General features: G+C 68.8%; 12 protein-coding genes. 6 read left to right on the forward strand and 6 right to left on the reverse strand.

Going from position 1 to position 14,587, the window contains the following annotated elements; all coding sequences use genetic code 11:
- Positions 1-6 precede the first annotated feature (6 nt).
- The 3 genes from ACLV74_RS12950 to ACLV74_RS12960 form a co-directional block, all read right to left on the reverse strand.
- Positions 7-918 (reverse strand): ribose-phosphate pyrophosphokinase, encoded by a 912-nt coding sequence (locus ACLV74_RS12950; RefSeq protein WP_411879795.1) that lies wholly within the window; start codon positions 916-918, stop codon positions 7-9.
- Entirely contained in the window at positions 915-2,444 is a 1,530-nt protein-coding gene (locus tag ACLV74_RS12955; protein ID WP_411879796.1) for a thymidine phosphorylase family protein, read from the reverse strand. The genes ACLV74_RS12950 and ACLV74_RS12955 overlap by 4 nt, the downstream gene beginning before the upstream one ends.
- A 75-nt stretch (positions 2,445-2,519) precedes the next feature.
- Positions 2,520-3,992 (reverse strand): AAA family ATPase, encoded by a 1,473-nt coding sequence (locus tag ACLV74_RS12960; protein ID WP_411879797.1) that lies wholly within the window; start codon positions 3,990-3,992, stop codon positions 2,520-2,522.
- Positions 3,993-4,162: 170 nt separating this feature from the next.
- Between ACLV74_RS12960 and ACLV74_RS12965 the strand changes: the two genes are divergently transcribed.
- Genes ACLV74_RS12965 through ACLV74_RS12985 form a run of 5 tightly spaced genes read left to right on the forward strand, consistent with a single transcriptional unit; the run spans position 4,163 to position 7,891 of the window.
- Complete coding sequence (locus ACLV74_RS12965; protein WP_411879856.1) at positions 4,163-4,591, forward strand: DUF1924 domain-containing protein; 429 nt, start codon at positions 4,163-4,165, stop codon at positions 4,589-4,591.
- 30 nt (positions 4,592-4,621) lie between these two features.
- Entirely contained in the window at positions 4,622-5,101 is a 480-nt protein-coding gene (locus ACLV74_RS12970) for a diheme cytochrome c (RefSeq protein WP_411879798.1), read from the forward strand.
- Positions 5,073-5,828 carry a cytochrome b/b6 domain-containing protein gene (locus ACLV74_RS12975; protein ID WP_411879799.1) on the forward strand — a complete coding sequence of 252 codons (756 nt, stop codon included), beginning with the start codon at positions 5,073-5,075 and terminating at the stop codon, positions 5,826-5,828. The genes ACLV74_RS12970 and ACLV74_RS12975 overlap by 29 nt, the downstream gene beginning before the upstream one ends.
- Before the next feature lie 33 nt (positions 5,829-5,861).
- A complete protein-coding gene (locus ACLV74_RS12980; protein WP_411879800.1) occupies positions 5,862-6,533 on the forward strand; it encodes a response regulator in 672 nt (223 codons plus the stop codon).
- Positions 6,533-7,891: an ATP-binding protein gene (locus ACLV74_RS12985; protein WP_411879801.1), complete on the forward strand. Its 1,359-nt coding sequence runs from the start codon at positions 6,533-6,535 to the stop codon at positions 7,889-7,891. Before ACLV74_RS12980 ends, ACLV74_RS12985 begins: the two co-directional genes overlap by 1 nt.
- A 73-nt stretch (positions 7,892-7,964) precedes the next feature.
- Here ACLV74_RS12985 and arsA read toward each other — a convergent pair whose 3' ends face one another.
- The 3 genes from arsA to ACLV74_RS13000 form a co-directional block, all read right to left on the reverse strand.
- The gene (arsA, locus tag ACLV74_RS12990) at positions 7,965-9,722 is read right to left on the reverse strand and encodes an arsenical pump-driving ATPase (protein WP_411879857.1); all 1,758 of its coding nucleotides are present in this window, start codon (positions 9,720-9,722) and stop codon (positions 7,965-7,967) included.
- 422 nt (positions 9,723-10,144) lie between these two features.
- Entirely contained in the window at positions 10,145-12,013 is a 1,869-nt protein-coding gene (locus tag ACLV74_RS12995) for a sensor histidine kinase (protein WP_411879802.1), read from the reverse strand.
- A gap of 2 nt (positions 12,014-12,015) precedes the next feature.
- Positions 12,016-12,660, reverse strand: coding sequence for a response regulator (locus tag ACLV74_RS13000; protein WP_411879803.1), 645 nt, complete (start codon positions 12,658-12,660; stop codon positions 12,016-12,018).
- A 147-nt stretch (positions 12,661-12,807) separates the two neighbouring features.
- Between ACLV74_RS13000 and ACLV74_RS13005 the strand changes: the two genes are divergently transcribed.
- Positions 12,808-14,580, forward strand: a complete 1,773-nt coding sequence (locus tag ACLV74_RS13005; RefSeq protein ID WP_411879804.1) for a ShlB/FhaC/HecB family hemolysin secretion/activation protein — start codon at positions 12,808-12,810, stop codon at positions 14,578-14,580.
- Positions 14,581-14,587: the final 7 nt, after the last annotated feature.

Below are 14,587 nucleotides of genomic sequence, written 5' to 3' on the forward strand. Positions count from 1 at the left end.
TGGGTTTCAGGCGGGGACCTTGCCCGCGCTGATCTGGCGCACGGCGCGGGCCAGCAAGGGCGCCATGCGGATGGCGTTGGAAGGGTGGGTGACCGTGTCGCAGCTCAGCACGCGCGACGCGCCGCCGTCGAGCAGGCGGCGCTGGGCCTCAGCGTCAAACAGCGCGTGCACGGCGATGCACACGGGCGCGCCCAGCCCGGCTTTGAGCAACAGGCGTGTCGCGGCGAGCATGGTTTCGCCCGTGGAAACAATGTCGTCGACCAGCACCGGCACGCGCCCCGGCCGGCGCTCGCGGCCGGCGAGCTTCACGCCCACGTCCCGGTCGCCGCGCCGTGTCTTGCGCAGCACGGTCCAGGGCGCGCCGGCCAGTTCAGCCACTTCGGCGACCCACTGCGCGCTTTCCTCGTCGGGCCCTATCAGCCAGGGTGATGCAACGTGGCCGCGCAGCCAGCGGGCAATCAAGGGGGCGGCCGGTACCACCTGCGTGCGGATGGCATAGATCTCGCCCAGGCTGTGCACGCGGTGCAGGTGCGGGTCGACGGTCACCAGGAAATCCAGCGACGCGGACAGCAGCCGCGCATAGCTGCGCGAGGTGACGGCCTCGCCGGGGTGAAAACGTTTGTCCTGCCGCATGTAGGCCAGGTAGGGCGCCACCAGGCCGACCTGCGAGGCGCCCAGCTCGCGCGCCGCGTCGGCGGCAAACACCAGGGGCAGGGTCTTGGCGTCCGGCTGGTTCAGGCTGCCGGCCAGCACGACGCGGCAGCCCTTGACCGAGGCGTCCATGCGCACGCCGGTTTCACCGTCGGGATAGTGGTGCAACGCCAGTTCGCTCCAGCCGCAGCGCAGGCTGCGCGCCAGCGCCGCGGCCAGCGGGGCGCCGCCGGGCAGGGCGAGGACCAGCAGCGGGTCGGGTTTCACCGCGCGTCCTCCATCACATGCACGGCTTCGGCCTGCCCGGTGGCGTATTCCAGCGCATAGGCCAGCTCGCCCGGCGACGCCGCGTGCAGGGTGAACAAGGTCTGGCCGCGCTCCACGACCGCGCCCAGCTGCACATTCATGTCGATGCCGGCGCAGGGCGAGGTGGGCGCGCCCGCGAGCTTGGCGATGCGGGCCAGGCGCCGGTTGTCGATGGCGATCACCGTGCCCGCGCGCGGCGAGGGCACGGGCTGGCGGCAGGGGGCGACGGGCGGTTCGCGCAGGCCGCCCTGGGCTTCGCAGATTTCCTGGAATTTTTTCCAGGCGCGCCCGTCCTCCAGCACGGTGGTGGCCAGCGCCGTGCCGCCGCCGGCCGGCGCCGCGCCGCCGAATTCCAGAATCTGTCCGGCCAGGTGCAGCGAGCGCTGGGCGAGGTCGGCCGGCGCAGCGCCCTCGCGGCGCAGCACCGACAGCACGTCGCGCGCCTCCAGCGCGGGGCCTATGCCGCGGCCCACGGGCGCCACGCCGTCGGTCTGCACCACGCGCATGTGCAGGCCCAGCGCATGGCCGACCTGCTCGAGCTGCCGGGCTAGCTGGTTCGCGGCATGCGCGCTGCGCACCTTGGCGGTCAGCCCGACGGGCATGTCGATCAGCACATGCGTGGCGCCGGCCGCCGCCTTCTTCGACAGGATGGACGCTACCAGCTGGCCCTGGCTGTCGAGGTCCAGCGGGCGCTCGACGCGGATCAGGATGTCGTCGGCCGGGCTGAGCCGCACGGAGCCGCCCCAGACGATGCAGCCGCCGGTGCGCTCGACCACGCGGCGTATCTGCGCCACGTCCAGGTCCACCGGCGCCAGCGTCTCCATGGTGTCGGCCGTGCCGGCCGGCGAGGTGATGGCGCGCGACGAGGTCTTGGGCATGCGCAGCCCGCAGGCCGCGATGATGGGCACGATGACCATGGTGGTCCGGTTGCCGGGCAGGCCGCCCACGCAGTGCTTGTCCATCACCAGGCCTTCGCCCCACTGCATGCGCTCACCGGCGTTGACCATGGCGCGCGTCAGCGCAATGGTTTCGTCCATGTCCAGGTGCTCGCCCGCGCAGGCCGTGACGAAGGCCGCCAGCTGCAGGTCCGAATAGCGGCCCGCCGCCACGTCCTGAATCACCGCATCGATGGCCGCTTGGCCCAGGCGCTTTCCGTAGACCTTGGCGCGCACATGGCCCAGCGATTCAAGCGGCGCGGGATGGCGCAGCGACACCTCGGCGCCCGGCCGGGCGTCCAGCAGGCGCCAGGCGGCCTCGGAAAGGCCGGCTTCATCGGGCGACAGGAAATCGCCGCTGACCACGTTGAGCGTCGCGACAATGGTGCGGCCGTCCAGCCGCAGCTCCACCCGCGACTGCGCCTCAAAGCCTTCCGAACGGCAGACGGGGCAGTCGCGGTGCATGTACAGCACCGGCTCCTGATAGGTGTCTATGCCCAGCCTGCGCAGGCGCAGGCGGTTGGGGAGGGGGTCTTGGGCAGGTACTTGCATGGCGGTCCTTCCTGCCACTGTAGGCGCGGCAAACGCCACCGGCCTTGATAAAGCGCAAGTCCGGGCCGGAGTGCATTACCCGGCCAAGGGCGCCTGCGCGTAGGCGCGCTCCGACGAGGACAGCGGTTCCGCCGTTTCCCGCAAGCGGTTCAGCACAGCGCCATCGGCTTCGGAAGCATCGCCGCGGCGTGCCAGCAGGCGCGCGCGCAGCACGTCCAGCGGCGCCTCGCAGTCCACGATGCCGAACGGCACGCGCAGGTCCAGTGCCAGCGCATGCGCCTGGTCGCGCTCGGCGCGGCGCAGGAAGGCCGCGTCGAGTATCACCGGGTAGCCCGCGCGCAGCGCCGTGCGCGCCATGGCAAAAAGGTGCGCGTAGGTGCGCGCGCCGGCCTCGGCCTGGTACAGGTCCACGCCTTTGGCGCGCGAGTCCTCCAGCATGCCCAGGCCGTGCAGTCGTTTGCGCTCCACGTCGGAGCGCAGGCGGATCGCGCCTTCGTGCTCCACGATGCGCTGCGAGGCGAAGGTCTTGCCGGAGCCCGGCAAGCCATGGGTGATGGAGAGCCGGGCGCTCGCGTGGGCAGCGGCCGGCGCGGCCCAGGCCAGCGCCGTGTCCAGGTAGCGGCGCGCGGCCGGGCTGCCGGCATCGCGCAACTGCGCCACCTGGGCCCGGACCAGCGCCCGGTAGACGACCGCAAAGCGCAAGGCCGGCAGGCCGCCGTGCTCGCCCGTCACATCCAGCCAGGCATTGAGGAAGCGGAAACACAGGTCGCGCTGCTGGTTGGCCCAAAGGTCCATCACCACAAAGGCGATGTCGTCAATAACGTCGATCCAGCGCAGCGCCGGGTCGAACTCGATGCCGTCGAAGGCCGCGACACCGTCATCCAGGCGCACGATATTCGCGAGGTGCAGGTCGCCGTGGCATTCGCGCACACGGCCGTCCGCCAGCCGCGCGGCCCACAGCGGCGCAAGGGCCGCCGCCTCGGCCTCCAGCCACGCGCCGAGCGCGGCGTGCGCGGCATCGTCCATCAGCGGCCGCGCGCCGTCGAGCGCGGCCAGCGCCGCCTGCCGGCGTTGCGGTGCGCCCGCGAAACCGCCGGCGGCGTCCGCACGCGGTGCGTTTTCATGAAAGCCCGCCAGCAGCGCGGCGAGCTCGTCAATGTCGGCCGTACCCAGTTCGCCGGCGTCGGCTTTTTCACTGAACAGCGCACCCGGCGCAAAGCGGCGCATGCGCACCGCGTATTCCAGCACCGGCCCCTCGCCATCCAATTCCGGTGAGTGCGGTGTACCCGTGATGCGCGTGACCCCCAGGTAGAGCGAAGGCGCAAGCCTCCGGTTCAGCCGCACTTCTTCTTCGCAGAAATGCCGCCTGGCCTGCAGGCCCGTGTAGTCGACGAAAGGAAGGCGGACAGGCTTCTTGATTTTCCAGGCCAGCTCCGGCCCCAGCAGCACCCAGGAGATGTGCGTCTCTATCACCCGCGCAGGCAAAACACCGGCCAGTGTATGGACCAGTTCGCGGGCGGACACAAGGGCATCGTCTGCGGTGTGCATGGGAAGAGGATAGACCGGGGCCGGGAACTCCGTTTGATTCTGGTCAAACGGGCATATCAAACACGGTTGGCACCGCATGCGGCCGCAATTTCGGGCACAGCGCATCCCGCTTAAGAAAACCCTAAGGACGGCGCAACATCATGAAGTCATTCCAAAAAGAGGTGTCTCCAATGAACTTTTCGTCGTCGCCCCCATGCCGCAGGGGTCTCTGCCTAGCAATCGCCGCGGCCTGCCTCGCGGGCACGGTATATACGCAGGTCGCCCAGGCAGCCACGCCGGCGGAGATGTTGGGCGGCTACACCGCCCAGGCGGGTGCGCCGGCCGTGCCGGCCCGGGGCCAGCAGCTGTTCACCACACGGCAGGGCCGCGAATGGAACTGCGCCTCTTGCCACGGTGCCGTGCCCACGCAGGCCGGCAAACACGCATCCACCGGCAAGTCGCTCGCCCCGTTGGCGCCGGCCTTCAACCCTGAGCGTTTCACGGACGCAGTGAAAACCGAAAAATGGTTCCGCCGCAACTGCAACGACGTGCTGGGTCGCGAATGCAGCGCCGCCGAAAAGGCCGATGTGCTGAGCTGGCTGCTCACGCTCAAGCCCTGACGCCGGTAACACCCCCTGAAAGGAAAACACATGATTCGCCGCCTTCGTTCCCGCTTCTACAAATACTGCGCCGGCCTGCTTGCCGCAGTGGGTGTGGCGCACACCGCGCTGGCCGATGGCGGGCGTCTGGTGCCGCTGCTGCCGAAGTACCAGCAGGAATGCGCGGCGTGCCATGTGGCTTACCCGCCGGGCATGCTGCCTGCCGCGTCGTGGCAGCGCGTGATGGGCAACCTGAAGAACCATTACGGCACCGACGCTTCGCTGGACGCGGCCACGGTCAAAGACCTGACCGTCTGGCTGGACGCCCGCGCGGGTACCTACAGACGCGCGGCGCAAGAGCCGCCGCAGGATCGCATCACCCGTTCCGCGTGGTTCGTTCGCAAACACGATGAGGTGGCACCCGCCACCTGGAAACTGCCGGCGGTCAAAAGCGCGGCCAACTGCATCGCCTGCCATACACGAGCTGACCAAGGAGAATTCAATGAGCGCGACATCCGCATCCCCCGCTGACACGGCGGCCACACCTTCGGCTGAAATACCCGCTCAGGCACAGGCCGTGGCCAGGGTGCTTGTCTGGGACGCGCCGGTGCGTGTTTTTCACTGGTTGCTGGTGCTCAGTTTCACGGGGGCCTACATCACCGCCGAAAGCGAAAGCTGGCGACTGCTGCATGTCACGCTGGGCTACACCATGGCCGGTTTGGTGATCTTTCGTGTGCTCTGGGGCCTGATCGGTACGCGTTATGCGCGCTTTTCCAGCTTTGTGCGCGGACCGCGCGCGGTGGCAAGCTACCTGCGTGCGTTGCTGCGCCGCCGGCCGGAGCACCATATCGGACACAACCCGGCCGGCGCGATGGCCATCGTGGCGCTCCTGGGGCTGGCCGCGCTGATCGCGGCGACGGGCTGGGCCACCTACAACGACCTTGACGGCGGCTGGCTGGAAGACCTGCATGAGCTGGCCGCCAACACCATGCTGGCGGTGGTGGGGGTGCATATTGCCGGCGTGCTGGCTGCCAGCTGGTTGCACCGTGAGAACCTCGTTTGGGCCATGGTCACCGGCTACAAGACCGGCCGCCCTCAGGACTCTGTTGCACGGGCCTGGCGCAGCGTGGCCATCCTGATGCTCGTGGCGGTGCTGGGCTTCTGGTGGCTGCAATGGCAAGGCGCTCCGTCCGGCCGCCTGACGGACCGTCCCGCAGCAGCGGCGAAAGCTGCCGGCCTGGATAGTGATGACGACTGAGGGCTCCCGTGGAACAAATGGGACAATTGCCGCATGCGCATCCTGCTTGCTGAAGACGACCCGCTTCTTGGTGACGGCCTGCAGTCCGGCCTGAGACAGCTTGGCTTTCAGGTTGACTGGGTTCGCGATGGCATGGCCGCAGAACGCGAGTTGCGTGCACAGGTCTATGACGCCGCGGTGCTTGACCTCGGATTGCCGCGCAAGGACGGCCTGGAGGTTCTGGGCGACATTCGGCGGGCGGGCTTCGTAACGCCTGTGCTGGTACTGACGGCCCGCGACGCGGTGCCGGACCGCATACGCGGACTTGATGTCGGAGCCGACGACTATGTGGTCAAGCCGGTCGATATGCATGAGCTGGCCGCCCGCCTGCGGGCGCTGGTGCGCCGTGCGCACGGCCAACCGCAGGAGTGCCTGCGTGCGCAGGATGTCGTGCTCGACCCGGCCGCCCGCTCCGTGCACCAGGCCGGTCAGTCCATCACACTGTCTACCCGCGAATTTGACCTGTTGCAAGCACTCATGCTCAGTGCCAACCGAGTCCTTTCCCGTGAACAGCTTGAGCAGCAGCTCTACAGCTGGGGCAAGGAGGTGGAGAGCAACGCCGTGGAAGTTCATGTCCACAACCTGCGGCGCAAGCTGGGCAGCACGCTGATCCATACGGTGCGTGGTGTCGGTTATATGTTGCAGCGCGACGCGCAGAAATCGTGATGACGCGGCCGCGCTCCCTGCAGGGCCGGCTGATGGCCATGGTGCTTTCCGTGGTGCTGACGGTCTGGCTGGCGACCGCGGCGCTGACATGGCTGGATGCGAGCCATGAACTTGACGAACTGCTTGATGGCCACCTGGCCCAGGCTGCCGCCCTGTTGGTGGTGCAGCAGGCACGGGAATCGGAGGAGGGCGACCGTGGCGTTGATACGCCAACACTGCACCGCTACGCGCCCAAAGTGGTGTTCCAGGTGTTTCATGAGAACCGGCTTACGCTGCGTTCCGCAAACGCACCTGTCACGCCCATGATCGAGCGCAGCAAACATTTCAAAACCGGGTTCACCACCGTGCAGATGGCCGGTTCAGCGTGGCGGGTGTTTGCCACCTACGGCGCAGAAGACGATGTGCAGGTGTATGTGGGGGAGCAAACGGCCTCCCGCAACGACATCTTGCTGGCGGTGCTGCGCAGCACGCTGTGGCCCATGGCGCTGGCTCTTCCTTTGCTCGCCCTGGCGCTGTGGTGGGCCGTGTACCGCGGCGTTGCACCCATGCGCCGGCTCGGCCAAGCGTTGGCCGAGCGGCAACCGGCGGCCATACGGCCGCTTGCCGTGGACGGCGTGCCATCGGAGATGGTGCCCATGGTTGACGCCCTGAACGCCCTGTTTGTGCGCATAGCTACGCTGCTGGAGTCCGAACGGCGCTTTACCGCCGATGCCGCCCACGAGTTGCGCACCCCGATTGCCGCCATCCGGGCACAGGCCGAGGTGGCGTTGGGCGAAACCGCCGAAGGGCCGCGAAGGCAAGCGCTGCACAACACGCTCGAGGGCTGCGACCGGGCGGCCCGGCTTGTGGAGCAGTTGCTGACCCTGTCGAGGCTGGACGCCGCCGCACTGCCGGCGTCTGCGCCAGTGAACATGAGCGCCTTGGTGCGGCGCGTGGTCGCGGAGCTGGCACCCAAGGCCATCAGCAAAAACCAAACGCTGGAACTGGACGCCGCCGAATCCTGCCATCTTCAGGGCGACGAAATCCTGCTGGCCGTGCTGGTGCGCAACCTTGTGGACAACGCGGTGAGGTACAGCCCTGGGATGGCGCGCGTGAAGGTGTCGCTTCAGCAACAGGATGGGCGGGTGGTTTTGCGTGTGGAAGACAGCGGCCCGGGCATGACCGAAGGCGAACGCCGGCGCCTGGGTGAGCGCTTTTTCCGGGTGACCGGCAACACCGAAAGCGGCAGCGGGCTGGGCTGGTCCGTTGTGCAGCGCATCGCGGCCGTGCATGGGATGCTGCTGCAAGTTGAAGCTTCGACCGATCTGGGCGGTCTTGTGGTGCGGGTGCTTGGGCGGCAGGAGTTGAGCCCGCTTTAAATGGCTGCGAGGATTCCGGTTTTCGGACCTTTAAAAGGGGCCATCCCATTACTCCAGGCCCGTATCAACCTTCTCACTTTTTCGCCACAAGTCTGGACAACTCCACCACGCCGACCGGCGGACGGATCAGCCAGGGCAATATGAAGACGCGTTTGGCCAGTCCCCCGGCCATGCGATCCATCTGCTTGCGTTCACCCCCAAGCCGCGCCGCCAGCAGGGGGTCCGTGGTGCCGGCCGCCAGCACGCTCTTGTTGAGCACCCATGCATAGGGCTCGATGCCGGCGCGGCGCAGGTCGTCCTGCAGTGCTGCGGCCTGCGATACCGGGGTCGCTTCGGGCAAGGCCACCAGAATGATTTTTGTGTAGGCAGCATCCTGCAGCCTCATCAATGGCGTGACAACGCGCGCCGCGCCCTGGCCTTCATACTCCCGCATCATCTGCCGGTGGTAGGCGCCGGTGGCGTCCATCAGCAGCAGGGAATGGCCGGTCGGGGCGGTGTCCAGCACCACAAAGGCACTGCGTCCTTCGCTGACAACGTGCGAGAAGGCGTGAAACACGGCCACCTCCTCGGTGCATGGCGACTGGAGGTCTTCCAGCAGCAGGGCCTGCTCCTGCGCATCCAGGCCGGGCGACCTGGCCGCCATGATCTTGTCGATGTAGCGCTTCGTTTCGACTTTCGGGTCGATGCGGTCCACGCGCAGGCCTGGCACTTCGCCGCTGATCGTGCCTGCAAGGTGGGCCGCGGGATCGGTGGTGCTCAGATGCACGGTTTTGCCGCGCTGGACGAGTCCAAGGGCCAGCGCGGCGGCGACCGTCGTTTTGCCGACGCCACCCTTGCCCATGACCATGATCAGCCCGTGCCCGGTTCCGGCCAGTTCGTCGGCCAGGGCGTCCAGACCCGGTAGTGGGGCGGCGGGTTCTACAGGCACCGCCTTGCCGGCTTCCATGCGGCCGGCGTCTGCGGCAAGAAGCGCGCGCAGGGCGGGCAAGCCGACGGTGTCAAACACCCGTAGCGGCACCCTGTCTTGCGGCAGTACGTGCAGCGAAGGGGGCATTTCTGCCAGGGCCTGCTGCCCGACAGTTTCGATGGCGGCCGCCACCGCATCGGCTGCGTCGCTGGCGTGAAACTCGCCATTGACCACCAGCCGCTGGTTGTTCAGGCTCAAGACGCGGAGTTCCCCGGAGGTGCGTGCCGCCTCGGCGATCGCACCCCTGTCCGGCCGGGTGACCAGAATCACGGTGGTCCTGGCCGGGTCGCCCAAAGCCTCCAGCGCCGCCTTGAACCGCTCCTCCTGCATCTTCAGGCCCGAGTGAGGGCCCAGGCAGGATGCCCCGCGGTCGTTGCCGTCCAGAAACCCGCTCCATGCCTTGGGCAGACTGAGAAGGCGCAAGGTGTGTCCCGTCGGCGCGGTGTCAAAAACGATATGGTCGAAGTGGTCCGCATCGTCGGCCAGCAGGGATGCGAACTCATCGAAAGAGGCGATTTCGGTGGTGCAGGCGCCTGACAACTGCTCACGAACCGTTGAAAGTTCCGCTTCGCTGGCCTGCGCGCCCATCTGGGCCAGCACACGCTGGCGGTAGGACTCCGCAGCCGTGTCCGGGTCGATGTTCAATACCGACAGCCCCGGGGCGCCGGGCACCGGTGTGGGGATGTTGCGCAGCTCGATGCCCAGCATTTCGTCGAGATTCGATGCCGCGTCGGTACTGACCAGTAAAACCTTTTTCCCGGCGTCGGCCAGCGCCAGCGCCGTGGCGGTGGACAGCGATGTCTTGCCGACCCCACCCTTTCCGGTAAAGAAAAGATATCGCGTCGGCATCGTGAGAAAACCCATGGCCTCGGGCTGCAGCGACCGATGTGCTTCTTCATGCGCGCGGATGACGCCGGTATGCGCGATGCCGTCTGTGGTGATGGTGCTGTGCGTGAGCATCGTTGATCGACCTTGGAGGTATCCAGGGTGTACCCAGGATTGGAATTGAAACAGCGAACCGTATCCGACGGCACTTGACGCGCGTCGGCCCGAAAGACACCCCGGGGTGGCCTCCATGCCGTTCGGCCGTTCGACATTCCCCAGTCTGGAGCACTGCCAGCTCAGCGCTTTGTCCTGGATCAAGTAAATGGCTCTTTGGCCAGGGCAAATGCTCCAGGAACCGATGCACGGCCTTTATCGCAAAAATCCGTCCGCCAGACCGTCCGGTAACCTACAGACCGCATGGGCCAACCGGCGGGATCCGCGGCAGCTACGGGAGACCAGGCTCAGCGCCGCAACGGCAACTCCAGCGTCACACAAGTCCCGTTCGCACTGCTGGCGATGCGGACCTCGCCCCCCAGCTTTTGCGCGCGCAGCCGCATGGCCACCAGGCCGCGCTGTTTTTTGCCGGGGGCGGGCGTGGCGCTGGTGTCGAAGCCGCAGCCGTCGTCGATGACGGACAGTTCCAGGGTTGTGGCGGTTTCACGGGCGCGTACGGTGATGGTTCTGGCGGCGCCGTGGCGGACGGCGTTGTTGATGGCTTCCTGCAGTGTGCGCAGGATGGACAGGCCCGTCTCGGGTGTCAGGTAGTCCATCTCGGGCAGGGGGCCGACCTCCCACTGCAGGCCCACGCCTATGGCGTTGAGGCGGGGTTCCAGCCGGTAGCGCAGGTTGGCCAGCAGGGGCAGCAGGTCGCTTTCTTCGAGGTCCAGCGAGTCGATGATGAGGCGCATGTCGTCCAGCGAATCCTCGATGACGCGCGCGACTTCCTCGCGCGGCACTTCGTCGCGGCGGGTCATGCGCAGCGCGGTGATGAGCTGGCTGCCCATGCCGTCGTGCAGGTCGTGCAGCAGACGGGTGCGTTCGGCGGCGATGACGGCCTGGCGTTCCTCGGCCTTGCGGCGGTCGAATTCGGCGCGCATTTCTTCGAGGGCCTGGCCGTGCGCGGTGCTGACGCCGGCCACGGCAAGGTTGATTTCTTCCTCGGCGCTGGCCCTGTGCAGCGCCAGGCCTTCTAGGGTGCGCGCGACCAGGGTGGCCAGCACCAGCAGCGCCGCCATGGGCGCCATGAAGAAGCTGTCGAAGGCGTTGAGGTCGGCGGGAATGGCCAGGTCCTGCAGCACGGCCGCCCACCAGAGGGTCAGTGTCACGGCCAGGAAAACCTCGTTGCGCCGGCGTGTGCGCCAGGCCCGGCGAACCTGGGCCAGCACGACGGCGATGGTCAGGGCGAAATACGGCCAGTGCAGCGCGGCCGCCACGTTGGGCCGCATGTGGCCCTGCAGGTAGGCGGCCACCCCGGCCGCGAAGGATACTGCGATGACCGCGTAGAGCACCTTGAGGTAGCGCTTCCAGCGCGGGCTGGTCCAGTGGCTGTATTCCAGCAGCAGCATGATCATGAGCGTGTTGGACACAAAGGTGCTGGCCAGCGCGAACAGCAGGGACTCGGGCCCGGGCGGCCCGGCTTCGGGCGCGAGCATCACCAGCGCGCGGGGCATCCAGCTCAGGCACAGCAGCACAAAGAGCAGGTGGATGTAGCGGCGGGTCTTGAACCACAGCGGGATGGCGCCGAACAGGCAGATGGGCACGGCGAACATCAGCATGGTGGGGGCGATGGTCTGCAGGAAACGGCGCAGCTGGAAGGCCGGCCCCACGGCAGCCACGGTGCCCAGGCGCATGCGCGACAGCCCGCCGCGCGTGTCGGCGCCGCCGGTGACGCGCACCTGCAGCAGGTTGCCCGAGCGCCTGAGCGTGTGGCCCCCCAGGGGCACCCACAGCGTACGGTTGCGGGTGAAGCCGTTGCCGGTGCCCAGGTCCAGCCGTTCGCCGTTGAGCCAGAACTCGCCGATGTCGGCCACGCGCGGCACGACGAGCACGAGGTCCTGCTCGGGGCCGGTGGCGCCGGCCGCCTGCAGGGGCACGTCCAGCGGTATCGCGTACCAGGCGACGCCGGTGAAACCGGGACGGCTGCGGCGCCAGTTGTCGGGCAGGGCCACGGGGGAGGCGGCGCTGAAATCGACGTCGGCGGGGCGGCCGGCGTCTTCGGTCACCACGACCGCCTGGTCCAGCGTGACCGCCGTGGCGGCCCGCGAAGGCGGCGCAAGCAGCAGCGCGGCGCTGGCGCACAGCGCGGCACAGGCAAGCCGCAGGCAGCGCATGTTCAGATCAGTCCGCGCGCGCGCGCCTGGTTGACCGCTTCAACGCGCGAGTGCACGGCCAGCTTGCCGTAGATGCTCTTGATGTGCGCGGCCACGGTGGAGGGCGCGACGTCGAGGCGGCGCGCGGTCTCGGGCACCGACAGCCCTTGCGAGACGGCCATGAGCACGTCCTTTTCGCGGGGGGTCAGCGGCTCCACCGGCCAGCGCTGCGCGTCCATGCGCGGCGCGGCGAAGCTGCGCAGCAGGTAGCGCGCGACCTGCGGCGACAGCGGGGCCGCGCCCTCGCTGACGGCGCGTATGGCGCGGCCGAATTCGGCGGTGGGCGTGTCCTTGAGCAGGTAGCCGTGGGCGCCGGCCCGCAGGGCGCGCACCACGTGGGCCTCGTCGCCGAAGATGGTCACCACCAGGATGCTGGTGTGGCGCGAGCGGCGCGCCAGGTCGGCGATCAGCTCGGTGCCGTCGCCGTCGGGCAGGCCCAGGTCTATCAGCGCCACGTCGGGCTGCGCGAAGGAGAAACTGCGGCGCGCCTCGGCGCAGGAGCCGACCGCCTCGAGCAGCTTGAGGCCGACGTCTTCACCCACCATGCGCGCGAATTCCTCGCGTATCGGTGTGTCGTCTTCCACCAGGGTCACGGTCAGGATGGACATGGATACTTTCTTGTTCCTTCTGGGTTGAAGTGCCGGCGATCCCGCCGTAAATCTTAGTGGCTGCGCTGATTGGACCGCAAAAAATTTCGCGGCGTCTCCCCGAAACAGGGGAGGCAGGGGCCCCCCTGCCTCGACACCATACGCGGCATGCAAACCACTTCCCGCTCCACCACAGGCCTGCCGCGGCCGCGGCGCCCGGCCTCTACCGTGATCTCCGCGATCTCCGCCAGCCCGGTGCGCCGCGCCGCGGCGCTGCTGTGCGGGGCCGCCTGCCTGGCCGGGCTGGAGCCGGCCGCCGCCGCCGGCCCGCCCGATGCGGGCAGCGTGCTGCAGCAATTGCGGCCGCCTCCGGCGCCCGCGCCGCGCGAGGAAGCGCCGGCCGTGCTGCCCGCCGCGCCTGAAGCGGCGCCGGTGCCGGCCTCCACGGGAGAGGCCGCGGCCCGGGTGCGGGTGGCGCAGATCAGGATTTCGGGCGCCAGCGTTTTTGCGGAAGCGGAACTGCTCGCGGTGGTGCAGGACGCCATAGGGCGTGAGCTGGACTTCGCCGGGCTGGAGGAACTGGCCGCGCGCCTGAGCCGCTTTTACCGCCAGCACGGCTACACGGTGGCGCGCGCCTACCTGCCGCCGCAGGACATCCAGGACGGCGTGGTGCAGATCGCCGTGGTGGAAGGCCGCTACAGCGCCATCACCGTGAAGCCGCAGAAGCCGCAGGATGGGCTGCCCGCGCCGCTGCCGCTGGCCGCGCTGGCGCCGGGCGAGCTGGTCAACGACGCGGCGCTGGAGCGCTCGCTGCTGCTGGCCGCCGACGTGCCCGGCATCGCAGTGCGCTCCACCCTGCAGCCGGGCGCATCGGTGGGCACCAGCGAGCTGGTGGTCGAGGTCGAGCCCGGGCCGGCCGTCACGGGCCTGCTGGAGGCCGACAACTTCGGCAGCCGCGCCACCGGCAGCACGCGCGTGGGCGCCAGCGTCTATTTCAACAACCCGGCCGGCCTGGGCGACCTGCTGTCGCTGCGCGCCTTGACCGCGGGCCGGGGCCTGAACTATGGCCGCCTGGCCTGGCAGCTGCCGGTGGGCGGCTACGGCACGCGCGTGGGCGCCGCCGTGTCGGCGATGGACTACCGCCTGGGCCGCGAGTTTGAAAGCCTGGAGGCGCACGGCACGGCGTCCATCGTGACGCTGTTCGCCGCCCACCCGCTGCTGCGTTCACGCGCGCGCAACCTGAACGTGCAGGCCAGCGCCGAGCACAAGCGCCTGCGCGACCGCATAGACCTGGTCGGCTCGGTGGACGACAAGCAGCTGAGCCTGCTGAACCTGGGCGTGTCGGGCGACGCGCGCGACGACTGGGGCGGCGGCGGCGCCTGGAGCCTGTCGGCCACCTACACGCGCGGGCAGCTCGACATGGACAGCGCGGCGGCGCGCGCCATCGACGAGGCCACGGTGCGCAGCGCCGGCGGCTTCGGCAAGCTGGGCCTGCAGGCCGTGCGCCAGCAAAGCGTGGGCAAGGCCACCTTGCTGGTTGCCTACACCGGCCAGTGGGGCAGCAAGAACCTGGACTCCTCGGAAAAACTGCCGCTGGGCGGCGCCGGCGCCGTGCGCGCCTACCCGCAGGGCGAGGCGCCCTCGGACCGTGCCAGCCTGTTGACGCTGGAGCTGCAATATCCGCTCGGCGAGGGCTGGCACCTGGCGGGATTTTTTGATGCCGCCGTCGGCTATGCCAACACCGACCCTCTTCCTGCGGGTGCGGGCACCGGCGCGGCCAACCGGCGCAGCTTGTCGGGCGCCGGCCTGGGCCTGAACTGGGCGGGCGCCCAGGGCTGGTCGGCCCGTATTTTTTACGCGCGCAAGCTGCACGGCGGCCCGGCCACCGCCGAGCCGGATCGCGGCGAGCGCGTGTGGCTGCAGCTGGCCAAAAGCTTTTGACATGCCA

The sequence above is a fragment of the Polaromonas sp. YR568 genome (genome assembly GCF_943369415.1).
Classification (GTDB): domain Bacteria; phylum Pseudomonadota; class Gammaproteobacteria; order Burkholderiales; family Burkholderiaceae_C; genus Polaromonas.

Bases quoted from the DNA above. Each gene is read 5' to 3' on its own strand.
- ACLV74_RS12980 (WP_411879800.1), top strand. From the start codon at position 5,862: ATGCGCATCCTGCTTGCTGAAGACGACCCGCTTCTTGGTGACGGCCTG.
- ACLV74_RS12955 (WP_411879796.1), bottom strand. From the start codon at position 2,444: ATGCAAGTACCTGCCCAAGACCCCCTCCCCAACCGCCTGCGCCTGCGC.
- ACLV74_RS12960 (WP_411879797.1), bottom strand. From the start codon at position 3,992: ATGCACACCGCAGACGATGCCCTTGTGTCCGCCCGCGAACTGGTCCAT.
- ACLV74_RS12975 (WP_411879799.1), top strand. From the start codon at position 5,073: ATGAGCGCGACATCCGCATCCCCCGCTGACACGGCGGCCACACCTTCG.
- ACLV74_RS12995 (WP_411879802.1), bottom strand. From the start codon at position 12,013: ATGCGCTGCCTGCGGCTTGCCTGTGCCGCGCTGTGCGCCAGCGCCGCG.
- ACLV74_RS12985 (WP_411879801.1), top strand. From the start codon at position 6,533: ATGACGCGGCCGCGCTCCCTGCAGGGCCGGCTGATGGCCATGGTGCTT.
- ACLV74_RS12970 (WP_411879798.1), top strand. From the start codon at position 4,622: ATGATTCGCCGCCTTCGTTCCCGCTTCTACAAATACTGCGCCGGCCTG.
- ACLV74_RS13000 (WP_411879803.1), bottom strand. From the start codon at position 12,660: ATGTCCATCCTGACCGTGACCCTGGTGGAAGACGACACACCGATACGC.
- ACLV74_RS12965 (WP_411879856.1), top strand. From the start codon at position 4,163: ATGAACTTTTCGTCGTCGCCCCCATGCCGCAGGGGTCTCTGCCTAGCA.
- ACLV74_RS13005 (WP_411879804.1), top strand. From the start codon at position 12,808: ATGCAAACCACTTCCCGCTCCACCACAGGCCTGCCGCGGCCGCGGCGC.
- arsA (WP_411879857.1), bottom strand. From the start codon at position 9,722: ATGGGTTTTCTCACGATGCCGACGCGATATCTTTTCTTTACCGGAAAG.